We start from the raw sequence: 19,929 nt of genomic DNA on the forward strand, positions 1-19,929 counted from the left end.
GACAGAGAGTGTCGCGGCGTGGGATCACGCCGCTCTGTTGAAGATCACAGTCTGGATCAGTCCCTGTTTCTTGTGGTTCGCGATGGTGATCCTGCCGCCGAAGCGTTCGATGATTTCCCGGGCGATGGCAAGGCCCAGCCCGACCCCGGGGATCGATTTGCGCCGCGCGAGATCGACGCGGAAGAAGGGTTCGAAAACCCGCCCGATCAGTTCCTGCGGAATGCCGGGGCCTTCGTCCCGGATTGTCACGACGATCTCGCTGTCGTCCTCGGTCAGATTGATATGCGCCTTCTTGCCATGGGTGACGGCGTTGAGCATGAGGTTGCGCAGGGCCCGTTTGAGAGCCAGCGGTGCCGCCCTTATGGTCATGGCCGTATCCGGCTCGGTAAAATCGAGTGCGCCGGCATGGCCGAGATCGGAGAGCTCAACGACGATTTCGCCAAGAAGCGCGGCAAGATCGATCGTCTGGACGCTGTCCTGGCTCACTTCCTCGCGCACCAGCAGAATGGCGCTGTCGGCAATGGCGTCCAGTTCCTCGAGGTCAGCAAGCCATTTGGCCCTTTCCTCGTCATTTTCGATGAATTCCGCCCTCAGGCGCATACGGGTCATCGGTGTTCTAAGATCGTGGCCGGCGGCGGCGACGAGGCGCATGCGGCTTTCCATAGCCGCTTTCAGGCGGCTGGCGAGTTCGTTCAGCGCCCGCGCCGTGGCGCGAATTTCACCCGGACCCGTTTCCGGCAGGTGCGGCAGGGAACCATCGGGCCCGATGCTGGCGGCGGCATTTTCCAGCATGTCGAGCGGGCGGGTGATCTTGCTGGCGGCAAAGACCGAGACTGCGGCACTGCCGAGGATGATCAGCCCGATCCACATGCCGAAAATCTTCCAGCCGCCCGGCGGCGGACCCATATGCGGAATTTCCGCCACCAGCCATCCGTCTTTTTCCAGCGCGATAGCCGCCACGGGAGCGGGATTTCCCGGTGAACGGATGACCATTGCGGTGCGTGGCTCTCCAATCCGGGCCAGCGCCGTTTCCAGAAACTCCGACAACATGCCGTCGAGATCGCCTTCCGGCGGCTTCTGTTCGATGCGGAAATAACCGGGCTGCTGCAGGGAGGGGTCGCGTTCGGCCATGGTGACGGCAAAAGCGAGACTGCGGGCCAGCGGCTCTATCGTGGCGCCGGGCGGCGGCGGCTGCAATGTCCGGTCGGCCACAACGGTGGCAAGCGCGATGACCGCAATGATGGAGGCGATCAGCAGGGCCGCGATGCGGTTTCTCAGCGAATTCATCGCTGCACCGGCAGGGTTCTCACCTGAACCGTCATCTGGTAGCCGCCATTGCGCACGGTCTTGAAGATCGGGGTTTGGGTGTCGGCGTCGAGCTTCTTGCGCAGCCGGCTCATCAGCACGTCGATAGAGCGGTCGAACGGTCCCCTGTCCTTGCCCTGTGTCAGGTCAAGAAGCTGGTCGCGGGAAAGAAGCCGGCCGGGCCTGTCGAGGAACACTTTCAGCAGATCGAATTCCGCTCCGGTCAGTTCGATCTTCTCGCCGCTGACGCGTATGACCGAACGCTGTTCGGGATCGGCAGTGAAATCCGCAAAACCATAGGCGGCGGATGAGGGGCGCGGCGCTTCCTGCGGTGTCGCGCGGCGCAGCACGGCCTTGATGCGCGCCGTCAGTTCGCGCGGATTGAAGGGTTTGCCGAGATAATCGTCGGCGCCGATCTCCAGCCCGACGATGCGGTCCACATCCTCCTTCAGCGCGGTGAGGAGAATGACCGGCGTGCGTGGCCGGCGGCCCTGCAGATCGCGGCAGATATCGAGGCCGGAACCGTCAGGCAGCATCACGTCGAGCACGATGAGATCGGGATCGGAGCTTGAGATGCGCTCCTCGAACTCGCGCCTGTCGGCCGCCATCGAGACCCGAAACCCCTGCGAACCGAGATATTTCGCGAGCAATGTACGTATTTCCGGATCGTCATCAACGATCAATATATGTGTCACCGAAACCGTCGTCATATCGTCCAACCTTTTGATGCCACTATACATAAGCGGCGAAAAGAAACGGCGGATTTTTGCAACGAAAGCTTTCCGGGGCGGCTCTGGCAACATTCGGTTACAAATCGGCCCATTGCGGAGGAGGACCGGAAACATTCGGACCAAGGCCGGAAACGTAACGCTCCTATCGTCCTTTCATGTTGGAAAACGGAAGGAAGGTAAGATGAGACACTCGCTACTGGCCACCGCCGTCATCGCGACAGCAATTATTGGCGCTTCGGCCGCCACGCAGGCGGCGGAAGACAATGCGCCCGCACCCCAGCCGACGGAACAGGCCGCGCCGCCCTCCGCCAACCCTGACTTCGGTCCCGATCGTGGCCCGGATACGGGGCCGCGGCCGCCACATATGCGCAGGATGCCCGGGCCGGATGTCCTGGCGCTGGCGACGAAGCTTTCCGCGGCCGAAATCTATCTCGGCGTCACGCCGGAACAGCTTGGCCCGTGGCGTGCCTATACCACGGCGCTGATCGATCTCGTCTCGCCCGGCCCGGAGCGCAACCCGTTGCCGCCGATGCCGGGTGAAGGCAAGGCCAAACCCGAGCCGCGTCTTGTCGGCGAGGAGCTGGCAGGCATCATCGCGCAGAAGGCGGAAAAGGCGAAAGCCCTTCAGGATGCCGTCGCGGCGCTGAAACCGAAGCTTTCGCCGCAGCAGGTGCTGAAGCTTGCCGAGCTCGAGCGCGCCCTGATGCCGCCTCCGCCTCCCGGCCCGCGCCATGGGCCGTCCGAGGAGGGCCGCCTGCCGCCCCGGCACGGCGATGTGCGGCCGCCGGTTCCCGAAATGGACCGGGGCTGACACAGGTTTTCGAAGCTTCCTCCTTTAATCTGCCCCCCAGTAAAGGAGGAAACCAGCCGGCAACGGCTGCAGCCGGGGGATCGCTCGCCTGCGATCCCCCGCATGATTCTAAAGCAGGACGATGATGATGAGATATTTCTATCTGATGCTGGCAACGGCCTTTGGTTTGAGCTTTGCCTGGTCGGTCGCGGCGAGAGAAAAGGCGGTTGACGTGCCGGCCGCGAAATCGCGGCAGGAAGGCAAACAGCGCCAGCCCGTCTGCGCCAGGGATCAACGTGAAAAGGCGGACTCCGGGCGTCTTCGCAGCGCATGCCGCAAGGCAGCTGCGGGAAAATCCGCCGCTGCTTACGAATGGATCGAGGCTGAGAGAGGTTTCGTCCTCGTGAAACACGACATGACGCCGGTTTCCTCCTTTGAATAACCGGCCGGACAGGACATCAAGATGAAAACGGCACGCAAGGCAGGTGCATTGCTGGCGGTCGTCGCGCTCGCGGCGGGTGGTTACTGGCTATCCTCGCAATATACGCGGGCTGCCACGCCCTCCTACATCACGTCGCAGGTCACGCGCGGCGATATTGAGCAGACGGTGCTGGCGACGGGAACGCTGAAGCCCGTTCGCCTTGTCGCCGTCGGCGCGCAGGCCTCCGGCCGCATCACCGCCGTCAAGGTGGCGCTTGGCGATACCGTCGAGGCGGGTGATCTCATTGCCGAGATCGATTCCGTGACCCAGACAAACAGCCTGCGCACGGCGCAGGCTGCGCTTGCCAATGTGAAGGCGCAGCGGGTGGAAAAACAGGCGACACTGGTTCTCAATCGCCAGAGCCTTGCCCGCCAGCAGGAGATGGTGTCGAAAAACGCCGCCTCCCGCGCCGATTTCGAAAGTGCCACCGCGGCGCTCGCCGTCACCGAGGCGCAGATCAAGGCCATCGATGCGCAGATCGAGGAAGCGCAGGTTGCTGTCGAAACAGCCGAGGCCAATCTTGGCTATACGAAGATCACCGCTCCCATCGAAGGCACGGTTCTGTCGATCGTCAGCCAGGAGGGGCAGACCGTTAATGCCACGCAATCGGCACCGACCATCGTCATTCTCGGCCAACTGGACCGCATGACGGTGCGCACGGAAATATCCGAGGCGGATGTAACGCGGGTAAAACCGGACCTGCCGGTCTATTTCACGGTGCTGGGCGAACCGCAGCAGCGTTACGATGCGACGCTTGCCTCGATAGAGCCGGCGCCAGAATCGGTGCGCAGCGATTCCAGCTTCAGTTCCTCGACGTCCTCGTCATCCACTTCGTCCTCTTCCAGTACGTCGTCGTCGGAGGCGATCTATTATAATGGCGTGTTCGAGGTGCCGAACCCGAACGGCAAGCTGCGCACCTATATGACGGCCGAGGTTCATATCGTTCTCGGTGAAGCGAAGGACGTGCTGACCATTCCGGCTTCGGCCCTCGGCAGTATGGATGGAAACGGCGGCTACGCCGTGCGCGTTGTTGATGCCAACGGAAAAATTTCCGACCGCAAGGTCGAAATCGGCCTGAACAACAAGGTCACGGCGGAAGTGCGATCCGGTCTTGCCGAGAACGAACGCGTGGTGACCGGCGAGCGCTCCGCTGAAACCGCCACCAACGCCATGCCGGGGCCGGGTGGCCCGCCGATGGGGTTTTAAATCATGACCGAACCCCTGATTTCGCTTAAATCCGTGCGGCGGGATTATCCCTCCGGCGAAGGCACGATCAGCGTGCTGAAGGATATCGACCTTGCCATCGAGGCGGGTGAGATGGTGGCAATCGTCGGTGCGTCGGGATCGGGCAAATCGACGCTGATGAATATTCTCGGCTGCCTCGACCGGCCGACTTCGGGAAGCTACAGCATCCGGGGTCGGGAAACGGGAGGGCTCGATGCCGATGCGCTTTCGGCGCTGCGGCGTGAAAATCTCGGTTTCATCTTCCAGCGCTATCATCTGCTTTCAGAGCTTTCCGCGCTCGGCAACGTCGAAATTCCGGCGATCTATGCCGGAAAGGCGCAGGGAGATCGCAGGCACAATGCCGCAAGACTGCTGGGCCGCCTCGGCATGGCCGAACGCCTCGGTCACCGTCCCGGCCAGCTTTCCGGCGGCCAGCAGCAGCGTGTCTCCATCGCCCGCGCCCTGATGAACGACGCCGAGATCATTCTCGCCGATGAGCCGACCGGCGCGCTCGACAGCGCCAGCGGTGACGAGGTGCTGCGCATTCTCGATGAGCTGCATGCCGAAGGCCGCACCGTCATCATTGTCACCCATGACATGTCGATTGCCAGGCGTGCCGGACGGGTCATCGAAATCAGCGACGGGACGATCGTCTCCGACCGCAAGTCGGATAGGGTTGCCGCGCCGCGGGAGGAAACCCGGGCCGCTGCCGTTTCCGGCGGGATGTCCGGTATCGCCGGTCTTTTTTCCTCGCTGCGCGAAGCCCTGCACATGGCGCTTCTGTCGATGCGGGCGCACAAGCTGCGCACCTTCCTGACCATGCTCGGCATCATCATCGGCATCGCATCGGTCATCAGCGTCGTGGCCCTGGGGCAGGGGTCGCAGCAGCGCGTGCTGCAAAATATCTCCAGCCTCGGCACCAATACGCTGGAAATCTTCGCCGGCAAGGATTTTGGCGACATAAGATCGGGCAAGATCACCACGCTGGTCGTTTCCGACGCCGAGGCACTGGCCAAGCAATCCTATGTCGCGGCGGTGACGCCCACGGTCTCGACCTCCAGCACCGTGCGTTTCGGCGCAAAGGAGGCGAATGCGCTGGTGAATGGCGTCAGCGAGCGTTATTTCGTCGCCAAGGGCACCAAGCTGTCGCAGGGGCGCTTTTTCGACGCCGCAAGTGTCACGCAGAAGGCGCAGGAAGTTGTGATCGACGAGAACACCCGAAAATCGCTGTTTGCGGATTTCGACGGCAGTCCGGTCGGTCAGGTCATTCTCATCGGCAAGGTGCCGGCCCGTATCGTCGGCATAACGCAGGCGCAGCAGGGTGGTTTTGGCTCAAGCCAGAATCTCTCGCTTTACCTGCCCTATACTGCCGTCCAGTCGCGCTTTCTCGGCAGCCTGTCGCTGCGCAGCATCACGGTGCAGGTGGCTGATGATGTCGATGCCGCCATTGCCGAGCAGGCGGTGACGACACTTCTCACCCAGCGTCATGGCACGCGGGACTTTTACATTCTCAACACTGACGATATCCGCCAGACCATCACCAGCACCACGCAGACCATGACGCTTCTGGTCGCGGCGATTGCCGTGATTTCGCTTCTGGTGGGCGGTATCGGCGTGATGAACATCATGCTCGTTTCCGTTTCCGAACGCGTCTCGGAAATTGGCGTGCGCATGGCGGTGGGTGCGCGGCGCACCGACATTCTGCGTCAGTTTCTGATCGAGGCGGTGCTTGTCTGCATCATCGGCGGCACGCTCGGGGTCCTGGGCAGCCTCGGCTTCGGCGCGCTTTTTTCCGCCTTCAGCAGCAATTTTGCGATGGTCTATTCCACGACGTCGATCATCGCCGCTTTTGTCTGCTCGACGCTGATCGGCGTGGTCTTCGGTTACCTGCCGGCCCGCAACGCGTCGAAACTCGATCCCGTCGCGGCGCTCTCGGCGGGGTAGATCACGGATATCATGCCGGGTCTGGCGACCTGCGGGCGATGCGGATAAAATTCGGACAGCGTTGAACGGTTTGTGACTGGAAGAGATCAGCCGCGGCGCGATAAACCTCGTTTTCGCGGTATAATCCGAATCCAGTGTCACCGAGCCCCAACGCCATGATCCCATCGCCCCCGGAACGCTTCATCTTGCTTGACGGCATAAGGGGTGTGGCTGCGCTCTTTATCGTTCACCGCCATGCGGAGCAGTTTTTCGGCAGGGATCCGGCGTCGAGCTATCTTGCCGTGGATCTGTTTTTTGCTCTCAGCGGCTTCGTGCTGGCCCATGCCTACAGCCGGAAATTATACGAGGGCGCGATTACACCCGGCTTTTTCATGAAGGCACGGTTTGCGCGTCTTTATCCGCTCTACGTTCTGGCGCTGGTGCTGATGGCGGCCTATTTCATCTGCCTTTATGTGCTGGGCCTGCCGACGCCGATCGACGATCTGCATCGTCTCATCGATCCCGGCGAACTGGCTTTTGCCCTGGTGACCGGGCTGCTGTTCTTGCCCGCGCCCTTCACGCTGACCCTGAATGGCGCGCTGTTTCTCGTTAGCCCGGCATGGTCGCTTTTCAACGAGCTGGTGGTGAATGCGGTTTATGCCCGCTGGGGTGTCCGTGCGACGACAAGACAGACGGCGGTGGTGCTCTTCATAAGTGCCGTTATGCTCATGGTGGCGGCCGCGGAATTCGGCAAGCTGCATGCCGGTTTCCGCTGGCATGAAATGTATGCCGGCATGGGCCGTGTGTTCTTCTCGTTCTTCGCCGGTGTGCTGATCTACCGTTTTCGCAATCGCGTGCCGGAATTAAAGCCGGTTCAGGCCGCTCTCTGTCTCGTGCTGGTCTGCTTCATCCTCGCCGTGCCCATGTCCGGCGGGCTTCGGCCGTATTTCGATCTCGTCGTGGTGCTGCTCGTCTGGCCGCTGCTGCTGTTCGTGGCCAGCAGGACGGTTCCGGGGCCGAAGGTCGGTGCTGTCTCGGCGTTCCTGGGCACGGCGTCCTATGCGGTCTATGTGCTGCACATTCCGCTTCTGGCCTGGGCGGAGTTTCTGATCCCGGCGGCCACGCGGCAGGGCGTCGCCCTGCCGGCCGGCATCGCCTTCCTCGTCGCCACGACGTGCCTGTCATGGTGGCTGACGGTTTATTATGACCAGCCGGTTCAGACATGGCTGAAAAACCGCCTGAGAAAACACGCGCAAATCCGCCAGCCGGTCTAGTTCAGCGGGCCGGTGTGCGGATTTCAGTAATGGGCGAAAATCGGTGCCGTCAGCACGAAAGCTGCGACGAGGCTGATGATCGTCAGTTTCGCCGCTCGCATGCGGCGCATTCTGCGGCCGCTCCAGTCATACGTCATACTCACCCTCCACGCAGACGCAAAACGCATCGGATGGCGCCCGTCCGCACTTCTTCAGGCCGGGCACGGCAGTGCCGCACATCCCATCCGCAAACCGCGTGCCACGCCTGATCCGTGCACGGCAGTTCCAATTTCAGTTTTGCCTGATATACGGCATTTGCCAAGCCGTTATTTTCATCGGTGATTTTGAAGGTCTCGGCCGCCTTACCGATAAAGCGGCGGCAGGCCCTGGATCGCATAACGCGGCAGGGGCTTCCAGGGCTTGACGCGCTCATGTTTGTGAACGCCGAAGAGAAAGAGCATTTCCTCCGAAAGATCGACAGGGTCGGTCAAGCCGTCCTGAAACAGCTGGATCACCTTGCGGGCTGCATTGGTGTAGAGAATGGCCTCATCATCGATGAGATCGTGGTCATAACCCAGACCTTCGAGTACCGACTGGAGCATTTTGAGGTCCTGCGACGAGATGATGCAATTGTCACATGCGGAAGACATGATGTCCTCCTTTCCTGTGGAGTGCGCAAAGCCGGAGCGCCAGACGTCCGCCCGGACGCCATGCGAGGGCGCTTCAACGTCTTGAATGACGGGCAACGCCAGAAACCGTATCCGGTGTCCCGGCCGATGCCGCCATGCATGTCGTGTAAAATCGCGAAACGGTCCTGTCGGTCAACGACATGCGCAGGACGGGCAGGGACGGCATGAAGCCTGGCGGCGATACGCCCTTTCATTACCGATGCCGGAGCGTGCGCCCTTTAAGGGGGATAGGCAAGTTAATTCCGTTGCAGGCGCCTGTGCGATGAAATTTGTGATCGCGGATATGACAGGCAACAAAAAAGGCCGGGGCAATATTGCACCGACCTTCCTCATATCGCTCTCAACACCAGTGCCAGTACATCCGTGGTCAAAAGTCTGAAGCGACTAGAGCAACTGCGAACGACGATTTCATTCGCGCTCACCAGCAGTTGCCATGATGGTCATATAAGTGGGCATTGTGGCCAAAACAAGTCCGGCATCCCTGACAATGCTTCTGGTGTCGTGACTTTCCGCCTCACGCCCTGCATTGTTTCTTTGCCATCCGTGACGCTGGCCAGCGAAACGGCATCGCCGCAAGGGGGCGATTTTTTTGCAGGAGGGCTCAAAAGCCCAAAACAAAAGGCCGGGCTTTAACCCGACCTCTCACAATCACTCGAACCTGCAGCCAGTACATCCGTGGTCTGCGGGGTCAAATGATGAATATCAAGCTGCCTGAAGGTTGTCGGCAGAGCTTTTTCCGGACCGGCGGTCCTGAACGATCTCGTAGCTGATCTTCTGGCCGTCGTTCAGCGAACGCATGCCTGCGCGCTCGACAGCGGAAATGTGAACGAAAACGTCCGTGCCGCCATTGTCAGGCTGAATGAAGCCGAAGCCCTTGGTGGCGTTGAACCATTTTACAGTACCAGTGTTCATAACGATTTTCTTTCCTGGAATCGTTGTGGTTCCCGCGATACCTTGCGGGATTGGATCGATTATTTGAGAGGAAATCCGACGGGGAACATGGTGTTCCGGAAACGACGTCACAAGCAATGGTCGATGGAGCTAATATAGGCACAATTTTTGATTTTGCAATGATCGCTTCGGGAAAATGGGTATTCCACGCCTCTTGATCGGTTAAGCTTCTGTTTCTAATCCAGAATATAATTCCTGCACGAGGCTGCAGCGCAATCGGCGGTCAGCCGGCCCCGGGGGTCACATCCTTAGCGTCGTCGTCCGGCAGGCTGCCTGCGCCCGGCGTCTTGTCACGGTCGGTCAGAGAGGGTTTGGCGTGCGGGCCGGCGGGCGGGATATCACTTGCCTTGGAGGCTTTTCTGTCTTCCGTTTTCGGCTTCTGGGGCTGTGTCATCGGCGTTCTCCTTTGGAAAGGAAAACGCGGGGAAGAGGGTGAGGTTCCGCAGCCGCGCAAGGCGGAAACGGCTTTGAAACGTCAGCGGCGGGACCGCGGTTTCTTTTCTTCCCGGTTCATGTCGCGCCCCACCCATTTGAAGAAAATGAACAGGCTGACGCCGATGATGATGAGCGGAACGAAGGATTCAAAACTGGACATGATTCACTCTTTCTTCCCCCGGTCATCATCTTACCGGCATGGAAGAAACGCGTAATGTGCGGAATGTCGTCCGTTCTTTTTTGGCAATTGCGGCGCGCGGCCCGGCGCTCGAAAGGGCCGCGCGCCGAAGTTCTAGAGCGGCAGTGATTTCACGGCTTCGGAGCCGCCCTCGCGGGCGCTCTTCAATGCCGCCACGCCACAGAGAACCGACATGGCGCCGGCGCGTGAACCCGCCCGCTGGCGCAGCCGGTCGTTGGAGCCCGGTTTGAAGATCATGTCGCGCATGCGGTTATCGCCACCGTAATGGCCGCCCGGCTCATGCGGCACCCAGATGCGCTCGACACCGCCGCCGAAGCTTTTGACCAGCAGGATTTCGTCTGCCGGCGGCTCCGTCCAGGGCTGCTTTTCATATTGGCGCATCTCGATGCGGCCCTTATGGCCGTTGAAGGCGATGTGATGACCTTCGATCGGCATGTAGGTGTTGAGCGAATAGGATACCTGTACGCCGCTCGCATAACGGATCGAGGCGCTCATCGTATCGGGGATGTCGATTTCCTCGCGGAAAACGCAGGCATCGCGCATATAGCCGTCAATACTCGACGGGTCTTCATAGAGCGCATCGAGGAAGGGATCGGCACCGAGATCCATGAAATAATCGCACTCGCCCTTGTGTGGACAGGTGCGACAGCGCGTTCCCCTGAACGGGCCATTCTTGCCATAATGCAGCAGCTGTCCGAAACCCTTCACTTCCACAGGGTCGGAATCGAGATACCAGTTCAAGAGATCGAAATGGTGGGTGGCCTTGTGCACGAACAGGCTGCCGGAATGTTCGGTGAAGGCGTGCCAGCGGCGGAAATAGTCCGCACCGTGCTGGTTGTCGAGATACCAGTGAAAATCGACTGACGTGACCGTGCCGATGGCCCCGTCGTCGATCAGTTCCTTGATCCGCGCGGCGGTGGGGGAGAAACGGTAATTGAAGGACACATCGACCCGGCGGCCGCTTTTGGCCTCCGCCGCGCGAATGCGGTCGATCTTTTCCGGGGTGGTGGTCATCGGCTTTTCGCTGATGACATCCGCTCCGCCTTCCAGCGCGCGGATGATGATGTCGTCATGCGTATCGTCAGGCGTGCAGACGATCACCAGTTCCGGGCGTTGCTCCAGCATCATCCGGTCGAAATCGTCATAAAGCGGTGCGTTCGATCCCATCATGGCGCGGGCGCGTTCCGCGCGCATCAGGTTCAGGTCGCAAATGCCGACCAGCTCGACATAATCGCTCCAGCCGGCCAGAAGTTCGCGGCCCCACATGGTGGTGCCGCGATTGCCGGTGCCGACCAGCGCATAGCGTTTGCGTTTCACCCTTTCAGGCATTGTCTCTCTCCCGGATATCTCAACAAACAGTCTTGAAACGCTCGACCACCGTGGACAGAACCTCGTCCATTGGCCGTGCCTGCCAGCGATGCGAAAAGATTTCCACTTCCTGCGGGCCGTGGAAGCCGGCAGCCTCGATCATGGCGCGAAATGCCTTCAGGTCAATTACGCCGTCACCCATCATGCCGCGATCATTGAGCGGGTCGGTGGTCGGCACCAGCCAGTCGCAGATGTGGTGGGCAAGGATTTGCCCGTTCCTGCCGGCCCGCGCCACCTGTTCCTCCAGTTCCGGGTCCCACCAGACGTGATAGACGTCGATGGCGACGCCGGTGCCGGCCCCCAGCCGGTCGCAGAGATCAAGCGACTGTTTCAGTGTGTTGAAGCAGGCGCGCTCGGCGGCGTAAAAGGGATGCAGCGGTTCGATGGCAAGCGGCACGCCGGCGGCTCGGGCATAGGGCAGAAGTTCGGCCATGCCGTCTTCCACCATCTGCCGTGCGCCTTTCAGATCGCGGGAACCGGCGGGCAGGCCACCGACAACAAGTACGAGGCAATCGGCCTTCATGGCGGCCGCCTCATCGACGGCGCGTTTATTATCCTCGATGGCGCGGCGGCGGCCTTCCGCATCGGGCGCTGGGAAAAAACCGCCGCGGCAATGGCCGCTGAGCCGCAGGCCGTTCTGCTCAACGATGCGGGCGGCTTCGGCAAGGCCGATGCCGTGCACCTGTTCGCGCCAGGGCGAAATGGCGGTGATGCCATGGGCAAGGCAGGCATCAACGATGGCGCCAAAAGCACCGCCCTGGCGCACGGTGGCGAAATTGATGGAAAGGCCCTCAAGGCTCATATCGATATCTCCCCTGGTTCTACTGCCTCAGCCAATGCCCCGGACCGAAAGAAACGCCTTCATGCGGTGCGTTGCGAGATCCGGTTCGGCCAGCACATTGGCCTTGTCCGCCAGCCGGAAAAGCTCGGCGAAATGCTGCGTGGAGCGGGTGCTTTCCTGCCCGCCGACCATGGTGAAATGCTCCTGCAACCCGTTGAGATAGGCGAGGAACACCACGCCGGTCTTGTAGAAACGGGTGGGCGCCTTGAAGATATGGCGCGACAGCGCCACCGTCGGCTCCAGAATATCGAAGAACTCGTTGTCCGCGCCGCGCTTCAGACTGGCGAGAGCCTTGGAGGCGGCCGGCGCAATGGCGTCGAAAATGCCGAGCAGGGCGTCCGAATGCCCCTGTTCGTCACCGGCGATCAATTCGGCATAGTTGAAATCGTCGCCGGTATACATGCGAACACCAGCCGGCAGGCGGCGGCGCATGACGATTTCCTTTTCCTTGGAAAGAAGCGAAATCTTGATGCCGTCGATCTTGTCGGCATTTTCCTCGATCATGGCAAGGCAGGTTTCCATGGCCTGCATGTGGTCACCGGAGCCCCAGTAACCCTCGAGAGCGGGATCGAACATTTCACCCAGCCAGTGGATCACCACTTTCTGCTCGGCGCGGGAAAGCACCCTGGCATAAGCCTTGAGATAATCATCCGGCGAGCGGGCAGCAGCGGCCAGCGCGCGGCTTGCCATCAGGATAACGCGCCCGCCTTCTCCCTGAACAAAATCAAGCTGTTCCAGATAAGAGTCGATAATCTGGTTTAGATCATAACCGCCACTATCAAGATGGTCTGTGCCCACACCGCAGGCAATCAGCGCATCCTTGCGGCTGGCTGCTTCCTTCAGCGAACGGGAGATCAGTTCCTGCGCCTGCGGCCAGGCCAGCCCCATGCCGCGCTGCGCCGTATCCATGGCCTCGGCGACACCGAGGCCAAGGTCCCACAGACGGTGACGGAAGCGCAGCGTCGCGTCCCAGTCGATGGCGGGGGTCAACCACGGGTCATTATCGGCAAACGGATCGGCCACCACATGGGCGGCGGCGAAAGCGACGCGGTTGAAATCCGCAGCACTTCGCTTTTCAACCGTGACGGGCGTGCCGGACAATTTGTAGACCTCGATACTACGGTCGTCCTTCGGTAGCTTGAGTTCGCTCACGTCAGCCTCCTCAAGAGATTGCGGGAACGTCGAGCCAGCGGCGTTCCTTCCACGATCTCAGCCCCAGTTCGGCAAGCTGCACGCCCTTCACGCCTTCCATCAGCCCGTAGGGCCATGGGTCATTGTCCACCAGATGGCGCACGAACATTTCCCACTGCGCCTTGAAGCCGTTGTCATAGACGACATTGTCAGGCACTTCCTGCCAGGTCTTGTAGAAATCGATAGTCTGCGGCTGGTCGGGGTTCCACACCGGTTTCGGTGTATTGGTACGGTGCTGGGTGAAGCATTTGGTCAGGCCCGCCACCGCCGAACCATGGGTGCCATCCACCTGGAAGGTGACGAGATCGTCGCGGCGCACCCGCACCGCCCATGAGGAATTGATGTGGGCGATGGCGCCGCCTTCCAGCTCGAAAGTGGCATAGGCCGCGTCGTCCGCATCCGCCTTATAGGCTTTGCCCTGCTCATCAAAACGTTCCGGAATATGGGTGGCGCCAAGGCAGCTCACCGATTTTACCGGGCCGAACAGATTGTCGAGCACATACCGCCAGTGGCACAGCATATCGAGAATGATGCCGCCGCCATCCTTCAGGCGGTAGTTCCATGACGGGCGCTGCGCCGGCTGCCAGTCGCCCTCGAATACCCAGTAGCCGAACTCGCCGCGCACCGAGAGGATTTTGCCGAAAAAGCCGCTCTCGCGCAGCATGGCGAGCTTGCGCAGGCCGGGCAGGAACAGCTTGTCCTGAACCACGCCATGCTTGATGCCGGCGCTTTCGGCGAGCCGGGCAATCGCCAGCGCCTCTTCCATCGTGTCGGAAATCGGCTTTTCGCAATAAACGTTCTTGCCGGCCTTGATGGCTTTCTCCAGCAGGCTGCCGCGCATTTGCGTCGTGCCGGCATCGAAGAACAGCGTATCGTCAGGGTTTGCAAGCGCCGCATCGATATCGGTCGTCCAGCGGGCGACATTATGCTTTTTCGCGATTTCCTCGATCTTTGCGCCGTTACGGCCGACCAGAATGGGGTCAAGCATGACCCTTTCGCCGTTCTTCAAAAGCACGCCGCCCTGATCGCGAATAGCGAGAACGGAGCGAACGAGATGCTGGTTGTAACCCATGCGGCCGGTGATGCCGTGCATGATGATGCCGATACGTTTCATGAATTTCCTCCCAAGGCGGCCTTTTCCCGAAAGCCGCTTCCGTCAAACATGGCAATTTGTAACCATTTGGTTATTTGTGGTCGTGAAGGATGCGATCTGTCAAGGTGTTTTTGGCGGACAAAATTCAAATTTCGAGAGAGGTCGGAGTCTGGCTTCTTCACTGCGCCGCAAAAGAAAACGACGCGCTTCGCGGATGCGAAAGCGCGTCGTCGCTGTTGTTAAACGAGAATTCGGTTCTGCCGGCTCAGACTGGCCGCACTGCAGCAAGCAGAGTGTCGACGATGTGCTGGCCCCATCTTTCCAGTTCGGCAGGGTCGGTCAGGTCGCGCTGGAAGATCGTCGACAGCGTGAACCGGTTCGAAAGATAGAAAGCACCGAGTGAAGCGATGGTCAGATAGACGTCTATCGGATCGAGGCCGTCACGGAATTCGCCGGCGTCGCTGCCGCGCCGCAGCACCTCTTCCAGCTCCGAAATGAAATTCGAATGCATGGCGGCAATCGTCGGGGATTGCCTGAGATAGCGGGCTTTATTGAGGTTTTCGGTGGCGAGGATGCTCAGGAATTCGGGGTGATCGAGGAAATAATGCCAGGTGAAAAGCGCAAGCTCCCGCAAGCCCTCCGAAGGGGGCTTGCGGGTGAGGTCGAGCCGCCTTTCGGTATGGCGAATATGGCGATAGGCATCTTCCAGAACGGCGAGATAAAGCGCATCCTTGTCGCCGAAATAATGGTAGATCATCCGCTTGTTGGTGCCGGCGCGGCGGGCGACGACATCGATTCGAGCCCCCGCCAGCCCCTTGGCGGCCACCTCGCGGCGGGCGGCTTCAAGGATGGCGGCACGGGTTCTTTCAGGGTTTCGCACCTGTGCGGTGGCGCGTTTGCGCTTGGGGGCAGGCGCTTTTTCCGAAGCCGGATCGAGTGGCTGGTTTTTTGTCGTTTCTTCCATTTCAGCACCCGCTTGACAATGTTTGCGATCAGTGTTCCCATGTAACCAATTAGTTATAAAACGGCAAGTGTCGTTTACGTTCATCATCAATTGGCAGTCAATAGGGAGGAGTTGCCAATGCCCATGATGCTTCACAGGAGAGGTGTGCTTTCAGCAGGGCTTGCGGCCCTGTCGCTTGCAACATTGGGAGGAGGGTCGGCGCAGGCGCAGGCCGCGCGCCTTCGCATGTTGTGGTGGGGGTCGCAGGAACGCGCCGATCGCACCAACGAGGCGATAGCAGCTTATAAGCAGGTCAAGCCGGATCTCGATATTGCCGGTGAGTTTGCCGGCTGGAGTGATTACTGGCCGCGCCTTGCCACGCAGGTGGCGGGCCGTAACGCGCCTGACCTGATCCAGATGGATTATCGTTACATCTTCGAATATGGCCGTCGCGGCGCGCTGGCACCACTCGATGAATATATCGGCAAGGGCCTGAAGATCGAGGATTTCGGCAAGATGAACATCGATTCCGGCCGGGTGGATGGCAAGCTTTACGGCATTAATCTCGGCGTCAATTCCAGCGCCGTTTTCTTCGATCAGGCGGCCTGGGAAAAATCCGGCGCGACGCCGCCATCCATCGGCCAGACCTGGGAAGAGTTTGCCGAAAACGCCGCCAAGCTCAGCAAGAACAAGCCGAAACCCGGTTATTATGCCACGGCCGATGCCAGCGGCGTGGAGCCTAGCTTTGAGAACTGGCTGCGCCAGAACGGCAAATCGCTCTACACGCAGGATGGCGGCATCGGCTTTGATCCTGCTGATGCGACCAAGTGGTTCACCCTGTGGGCGGATCTGCGCAAGAGCGGCGCCTGTGTGCCGGCCGATGTGCAGGCGCTCGACCAGCTCAATATCGAAACCAACCCGCTGACGACGGGCAAGGCGGCAACCGCATTCGCCCATTCCAACCAGTTCGTCGGTTATCAGAAGCTCAACAAGGCCAAGCTTGCCATAAGCTCCTATCCGAAGAGCACGAAGGACGGCCCTTCCGGCCACTATCTGAAACCTTCCATGCTCATCAGCGTCGCCAATGGCAGCGCCGGCATCGAGCAGGCGGTTGGGTTCATCAACTTCCTCGTCGCCGAACCACAGGGCATCGATATCCTCGGTGTCGAACGCGGCGTTCCGGCCTCGGAGTCCATGCGTAATGCGCTTACCCCCAAGCTCGATGAGGTCAGCAAGAGCATGGTGGAATATATTGCCGAGATTACCCCCGGCGTCGGCGATCTGCCGCCGGCGCCGCCTCCGGGCGCTGGCGAGTTCGCCTTTGTCCTGAAACGCACGGCGGAGGAAGTCGGCTTCGGCAAAATTTCGCCTGAAGAGGGCGGTGACCGCCTCGTCAAGGAATCTGAAACCGTTATCAAACGGAAGTGATGGCGTATGGCCTTTCGATCTGAAACTCTTGTGGGGGAGAGCCGTGGCGCGGCTCTCCCGAAGCGGGGCAGCGTGAAGCGGATCTTCGACCGCAATATTCACGCCTACCTGTTTCTTCTGCCCTGGCTGATAGGCTTTTTCGGCCTCACGCTGGGCCCGGCGCTCGCGTCGCTTTACCTGTCCTTCACCAATTATGACCTGTTGCAGTCGCCTGACTGGGTGGGGGCGGCAAACTATGTGCGCATCGCCACCAATGATCCGAAATTTGCAGCCGCCATGCAGGTGACGTTTACCTATGTGCTGCTGTCGGTGCCGCTGAAGCTCATCTTCGCCCTGCTGGTGGCGCTTGCCTTCAATCGCGGCATCAAGGGTTTGACGCTCTACCGGGCGATCTTCTATCTGCCGTCGCTGCTGGGTTCCAGCGTGGCCATTGCCGTGCTCTGGCGCCAGCTTTTCGCCTCCGACGGTCTCGTCAACATGATCCTGTGGCAGGCTTTCGGTTATGAAGGACCAAGCTGGATTTCCAACCCGGATTATTCGATCTATACGCTGGTCATCCTGTCGGTCTGGCAGTTCGGTTCGCCGATGATCATCTTCCTCGCGGGTCTGAGACAAATCCCGCAGGATATGTATGAAGCCGCCGAAATCGATGGCGCAAGCAAGGTGCGGCAGTTCTTCCGCATTACCCTGCCGCTCCTGACGCCGGTGATCTTCTTCAACGCCGTGATCCAGACGATCGACGCCTTCAAGGCCTTCACGCCCGCCTTCATCATTTCCGAAGGCACCGGCGGGCCGATCAACTCGACACTGTTCTACACGCTCTACCTCTATCAGGAAGCCTTTGGTTTCTTCCGCATGGGCTATGCCTCGGCGCTTGCCTGGATTTTGGTGATCATCATCTCGCTGTTCACGGCCTTCTCGTTCCTCAGCGCGAAATACTGGGTGCATTACGATGACTGACGCTGTTACCGCCCCTCGGCCCGGACAAGGCCCGCAACGCACGCCGCTGAAATCGGTGATGCTCCACACCGCGCTGATCGTTGCTTCCTTTGCGATGCTCTATCCGATCCTGTGGATGATTTCAGGTTCGTTCCGGCCACAGGATGAGCTGTTCGGTTCTTCCTCGCTCATTCCCTCGTCGGTCGATATTGGCGGTTACATCCGTGGCTGGACCGGGCTGCAGGTGAGTTTCGGGCAGTTCTTCTGGAACTCCTTCTTCATCTCGGTGCTCGCCACCATCGGCAATGTGGTCGGCTGCTCGCTCACCGCGTTCGCCTTTGCAAGGCTGCGGTTCGGTGGGCGCAATTTCTGGTTCGCGCTGATGCTCGGCACCTTGATGTTGCCCTATCATGTCGTGCTCATCCCGCAATATATCCTGTTTCTGGAAATGGGTTGGGTGAACACCTCGCTGCCGCTGATCGTGCCGAAATATCTCGCGACGGATGCCTTCTTCATCTTCCTGATGGTGCAGTTCTTCCGCGGTATCCCGCGTGAACTGGACGAGGCGGCTGTCATGGATGGCTGCTCGCCCTTCCGCATCTACTGGAAGATCATGTTGCCCCTGTCGCTGCCGGTGCTGGCGACGGCCGCCATCTTTTCCTTCATCTGGACCTGGGACGATTTCTTCGGTCCGCTGATCTATCTGAACGACATCAACACCTACACCGTGCAGCTCGGCCTCAGATCCTTCGTGGATTCCACCGGCAGCTCGGACTGGACCTCGCTTTTCGCCATGTCCAACCTGTCACTGGTGCCGGTCTTCCTGTTCTTCCTGTTTTTCCAGCGGCTGCTGATCGAAGGCATCGCCACGACGGGAATGAAACGCTGAACCGAGGAAACCGGACCGAGAACGCATTTTATAAGACCATCAACACTGTCGCGGCCGCCCTTGGCGCGGCGCGACAGTCGGGAGAAACAGCATGGCAAGCAGCATTACTCTGGAAAAAATCGTCAAGCGGTTCGGCGCTTTTCCGGTCGTTCACGGCATTGATCTCAAGATCGAGCCGGGTGAATTCACCGTTTTTGTCGGCCCCTCGGGCTGTGGCAAATCCACGCTTTTGCGCATGATTGCCGGGCTGGAGGAAATCTCCGAGGGCGATCTTCGCATCGATGGCGAAAGGGTCAACGAAACAGCCGCCTCCAAGCGCGGCATCGCCATGGTTTTCCAGTCCTATGCGCTTTATCCGCATATGAGCGTCTACAAGAACCTCGCATTCGGTCTGGAAACGGCGGGCTACAAAAAACCGGAAGTTGAGGCGCGGGTGCAGAAGGCCGCCGACATTCTTCAGATCGGCCCGCTGTTGCAGCGCAAGCCGAAGGCGCTTTCCGGCGGCCAGCGCCAGCGTGTCGCCATCGGCCGGGCCATCGTGCGCGAGCCGAAAATCTTCCTCTTCGACGAGCCTCTGTCCAACCTCGATGCCGAACTGCGCGTGCAGATGCGCGTCGAAATCGCCAAGCTGCACCAGACGCTCGGCAGCACCATGATCTATGTGACGCATGACCAGGTGGAAGCCATGACCATGGCCGACAAGATCGTCGTGCTGCGTGACGGCCGCATCATGCAGGTCGGCCGCCCGCTCGATCTTTACAATAATCCCGCCAACCAGTTCGTGGCCGGTTTCATCGGCTCGCCGAAGATGAACTTCCTCTCCGCCAAAGTGGTTTCAGGCGACAGTTCCAACCGCACCATCGAGGTGGCCGGCCAGCGCATCGTGCTGGAAAAACCGGTTGCGGCCGGCGAAGGCGAACCATTGACCTTCGGCGTGCGTCCCGAACACGTCAACCCGCAGGCGCAATCCTCGCTCGGCGAGGCTTCCATCCAGCTCGTGGAACATCTGGGCGGCTCGACGGTGGTTTACACCAACACCCCGGACGGCCAACCGGCCACCGTTCTGCTGGACGGCCAGCGCCCAATCCGCATCGGCGAGACCATTCCCTTTGCGTTCGATCTGGCGAAAACGCACCTGTTCGGGGCGGATGGGCGGCGGATATGAGAACGAGTGGGGTGGGAACTGCCTCACCACAGGGCGGCTAACGAAGTCCGCAAAGCTTGCGTTCGTCATCCTCGGGCTTGTCCCGAGGATC

The 19,929-nt window shown here is 60.2% G+C and carries 19 protein-coding genes; 9 read left to right on the forward strand and 10 right to left on the reverse strand.

Annotated elements, in window-relative coordinates:
- Nucleotides 1-24: 24 nt before the first annotated feature.
- A complete protein-coding gene (locus JZX88_RS24010; RefSeq protein WP_206914964.1) occupies nucleotides 25-1,287 on the reverse strand; it encodes an ATP-binding protein in 1,263 nt (420 codons plus the stop codon).
- Entirely contained in the window at nucleotides 1,284-2,015 is a 732-nt protein-coding gene (locus tag JZX88_RS24015; RefSeq protein ID WP_206914965.1) for a response regulator, read from the reverse strand. The genes JZX88_RS24010 and JZX88_RS24015 overlap by 4 nt, the downstream gene beginning before the upstream one ends.
- 202 nt (nucleotides 2,016-2,217) lie before the next feature.
- Between JZX88_RS24015 and JZX88_RS24020 the strand changes: the two genes are divergently transcribed.
- The 5 genes from JZX88_RS24020 to JZX88_RS24040 all read left to right on the forward strand — a co-directional run bounded on the left by JZX88_RS24020 (nucleotide 2,218) and on the right by JZX88_RS24040 (nucleotide 7,728).
- Complete coding sequence (locus JZX88_RS24020) at nucleotides 2,218-2,847, forward strand: hypothetical protein (protein WP_206914966.1); 630 nt, start codon at nucleotides 2,218-2,220, stop codon at nucleotides 2,845-2,847.
- A gap of 127 nt (nucleotides 2,848-2,974) precedes the next feature.
- Nucleotides 2,975-3,268 carry a hypothetical protein gene (locus JZX88_RS24025; RefSeq protein ID WP_206914967.1) on the forward strand — a complete coding sequence of 98 codons (294 nt, stop codon included), beginning with the start codon at nucleotides 2,975-2,977 and terminating at the stop codon, nucleotides 3,266-3,268.
- A gap of 21 nt (nucleotides 3,269-3,289) precedes the next feature.
- Nucleotides 3,290-4,513, forward strand: coding sequence for an efflux RND transporter periplasmic adaptor subunit (locus JZX88_RS24030; protein ID WP_206914968.1), 1,224 nt, complete (start codon nucleotides 3,290-3,292; stop codon nucleotides 4,511-4,513).
- A 3-nt stretch (nucleotides 4,514-4,516) separates the two neighbouring features.
- Entirely contained in the window at nucleotides 4,517-6,475 is a 1,959-nt protein-coding gene (locus JZX88_RS24035; RefSeq protein WP_206914969.1) for a MacB family efflux pump subunit, read from the forward strand.
- A 155-nt stretch (nucleotides 6,476-6,630) separates the two neighbouring features.
- Nucleotides 6,631-7,728 carry an acyltransferase gene (locus tag JZX88_RS24040; RefSeq protein WP_206914970.1) on the forward strand — a complete coding sequence of 366 codons (1,098 nt, stop codon included), beginning with the start codon at nucleotides 6,631-6,633 and terminating at the stop codon, nucleotides 7,726-7,728.
- A gap of 341 nt (nucleotides 7,729-8,069) precedes the next feature.
- On the opposite strand, the gene JZX88_RS24045 is transcribed toward JZX88_RS24040, so the two are convergent.
- From JZX88_RS24045 to JZX88_RS24080, 8 genes are all read right to left on the reverse strand, one after another.
- Complete coding sequence (locus JZX88_RS24045) at nucleotides 8,070-8,357, reverse strand: hypothetical protein (RefSeq protein WP_110760133.1); 288 nt, start codon at nucleotides 8,355-8,357, stop codon at nucleotides 8,070-8,072.
- A 741-nt stretch (nucleotides 8,358-9,098) separates the two neighbouring features.
- Nucleotides 9,099-9,308 (reverse strand): cold-shock protein, encoded by a 210-nt coding sequence (locus JZX88_RS24050; RefSeq protein WP_003508146.1) that lies wholly within the window; start codon nucleotides 9,306-9,308, stop codon nucleotides 9,099-9,101.
- Between the two features lie 262 nt (nucleotides 9,309-9,570).
- Nucleotides 9,571-9,741, reverse strand: a complete 171-nt coding sequence (locus JZX88_RS24055) for a hypothetical protein (protein WP_206914971.1) — start codon at nucleotides 9,739-9,741, stop codon at nucleotides 9,571-9,573.
- A gap of 333 nt (nucleotides 9,742-10,074) precedes the next feature.
- Nucleotides 10,075-11,310: a Gfo/Idh/MocA family protein gene (locus JZX88_RS24060; RefSeq protein WP_206914972.1), complete on the reverse strand. Its 1,236-nt coding sequence runs from the start codon at nucleotides 11,308-11,310 to the stop codon at nucleotides 10,075-10,077.
- Between the two features lie 19 nt (nucleotides 11,311-11,329).
- Nucleotides 11,330-12,151, reverse strand: coding sequence for a sugar phosphate isomerase/epimerase (locus tag JZX88_RS24065; protein WP_206914973.1), 822 nt, complete (start codon nucleotides 12,149-12,151; stop codon nucleotides 11,330-11,332).
- Nucleotides 12,152-12,178: 27 nt separating this feature from the next.
- The gene (locus JZX88_RS24070) at nucleotides 12,179-13,342 is read right to left on the reverse strand and encodes a DUF993 family protein (protein ID WP_206914974.1); all 1,164 of its coding nucleotides are present in this window, start codon (nucleotides 13,340-13,342) and stop codon (nucleotides 12,179-12,181) included.
- Nucleotides 13,343-13,352: 10 nt separating this feature from the next.
- The gene (locus JZX88_RS24075) at nucleotides 13,353-14,495 is read right to left on the reverse strand and encodes a Gfo/Idh/MocA family protein (RefSeq protein WP_206914975.1); all 1,143 of its coding nucleotides are present in this window, start codon (nucleotides 14,493-14,495) and stop codon (nucleotides 13,353-13,355) included.
- A gap of 244 nt (nucleotides 14,496-14,739) precedes the next feature.
- Entirely contained in the window at nucleotides 14,740-15,438 is a 699-nt protein-coding gene (locus tag JZX88_RS24080) for a TetR/AcrR family transcriptional regulator (RefSeq protein WP_110760058.1), read from the reverse strand.
- A gap of 117 nt (nucleotides 15,439-15,555) precedes the next feature.
- Between JZX88_RS24080 and JZX88_RS24085 the strand changes: the two genes are divergently transcribed.
- The 4 genes from JZX88_RS24085 (at nucleotide 15,556) to JZX88_RS24100 (ending at nucleotide 19,838) form a co-directional block, all read left to right on the forward strand.
- Nucleotides 15,556-16,845 carry an ABC transporter substrate-binding protein gene (locus JZX88_RS24085; RefSeq protein ID WP_206914976.1) on the forward strand — a complete coding sequence of 430 codons (1,290 nt, stop codon included), beginning with the start codon at nucleotides 15,556-15,558 and terminating at the stop codon, nucleotides 16,843-16,845.
- Nucleotides 16,846-16,851: 6 nt separating this feature from the next.
- A complete protein-coding gene (locus JZX88_RS24090; protein ID WP_161991849.1) occupies nucleotides 16,852-17,805 on the forward strand; it encodes a carbohydrate ABC transporter permease in 954 nt (317 codons plus the stop codon).
- A complete protein-coding gene (locus JZX88_RS24095; protein ID WP_206914977.1) occupies nucleotides 17,798-18,673 on the forward strand; it encodes a carbohydrate ABC transporter permease in 876 nt (291 codons plus the stop codon). Before JZX88_RS24090 ends, JZX88_RS24095 begins: the two co-directional genes overlap by 8 nt.
- Nucleotides 18,674-18,764: 91 nt before the next feature.
- Nucleotides 18,765-19,838: an ABC transporter ATP-binding protein gene (locus tag JZX88_RS24100; protein WP_065116511.1), complete on the forward strand. Its 1,074-nt coding sequence runs from the start codon at nucleotides 18,765-18,767 to the stop codon at nucleotides 19,836-19,838.
- Nucleotides 19,839-19,929: the final 91 nt, after the last annotated feature.

This window comes from Agrobacterium sp. OT33 (genome assembly GCF_017313365.1).
Classification (GTDB): Bacteria; Pseudomonadota; Alphaproteobacteria; order Rhizobiales; family Rhizobiaceae; genus Agrobacterium; species Agrobacterium rhizogenes_A.

What these genes read in the sequence shown, in the direction of transcription:
- JZX88_RS24045 (WP_110760133.1), bottom strand. Translation starts at nt 8,357, where the DNA reads ATGTCTTCCGCATGTGACAATTGCATCATCTCGTCGCAGGACCTCAAA.
- JZX88_RS24035 (WP_206914969.1), top strand. Translation starts at nt 4,517, where the DNA reads ATGACCGAACCCCTGATTTCGCTTAAATCCGTGCGGCGGGATTATCCC.
- JZX88_RS24065 (WP_206914973.1), bottom strand. Translation starts at nt 12,151, where the DNA reads ATGAGCCTTGAGGGCCTTTCCATCAATTTCGCCACCGTGCGCCAGGGC.
- JZX88_RS24060 (WP_206914972.1), bottom strand. Translation starts at nt 11,310, where the DNA reads ATGCCTGAAAGGGTGAAACGCAAACGCTATGCGCTGGTCGGCACCGGC.
- JZX88_RS24030 (WP_206914968.1), top strand. Translation starts at nt 3,290, where the DNA reads ATGAAAACGGCACGCAAGGCAGGTGCATTGCTGGCGGTCGTCGCGCTC.
- JZX88_RS24090 (WP_161991849.1), top strand. Translation starts at nt 16,852, where the DNA reads ATGGCCTTTCGATCTGAAACTCTTGTGGGGGAGAGCCGTGGCGCGGCT.
- JZX88_RS24015 (WP_206914965.1), bottom strand. Translation starts at nt 2,015, where the DNA reads ATGACGACGGTTTCGGTGACACATATATTGATCGTTGATGACGATCCG.
- JZX88_RS24055 (WP_206914971.1), bottom strand. Translation starts at nt 9,741, where the DNA reads ATGACACAGCCCCAGAAGCCGAAAACGGAAGACAGAAAAGCCTCCAAG.
- JZX88_RS24075 (WP_206914975.1), bottom strand. Translation starts at nt 14,495, where the DNA reads ATGAAACGTATCGGCATCATCATGCACGGCATCACCGGCCGCATGGGT.
- JZX88_RS24085 (WP_206914976.1), top strand. Translation starts at nt 15,556, where the DNA reads ATGCCCATGATGCTTCACAGGAGAGGTGTGCTTTCAGCAGGGCTTGCG.
- JZX88_RS24025 (WP_206914967.1), top strand. Translation starts at nt 2,975, where the DNA reads ATGAGATATTTCTATCTGATGCTGGCAACGGCCTTTGGTTTGAGCTTT.
- JZX88_RS24020 (WP_206914966.1), top strand. Translation starts at nt 2,218, where the DNA reads ATGAGACACTCGCTACTGGCCACCGCCGTCATCGCGACAGCAATTATT.
- JZX88_RS24040 (WP_206914970.1), top strand. Translation starts at nt 6,631, where the DNA reads ATGATCCCATCGCCCCCGGAACGCTTCATCTTGCTTGACGGCATAAGG.
- JZX88_RS24095 (WP_206914977.1), top strand. Translation starts at nt 17,798, where the DNA reads ATGACTGACGCTGTTACCGCCCCTCGGCCCGGACAAGGCCCGCAACGC.
- JZX88_RS24100 (WP_065116511.1), top strand. Translation starts at nt 18,765, where the DNA reads ATGGCAAGCAGCATTACTCTGGAAAAAATCGTCAAGCGGTTCGGCGCT.
- JZX88_RS24050 (WP_003508146.1), bottom strand. Translation starts at nt 9,308, where the DNA reads ATGAACACTGGTACTGTAAAATGGTTCAACGCCACCAAGGGCTTCGGC.
- JZX88_RS24080 (WP_110760058.1), bottom strand. Translation starts at nt 15,438, where the DNA reads ATGGAAGAAACGACAAAAAACCAGCCACTCGATCCGGCTTCGGAAAAA.
- JZX88_RS24010 (WP_206914964.1), bottom strand. Translation starts at nt 1,287, where the DNA reads ATGAATTCGCTGAGAAACCGCATCGCGGCCCTGCTGATCGCCTCCATC.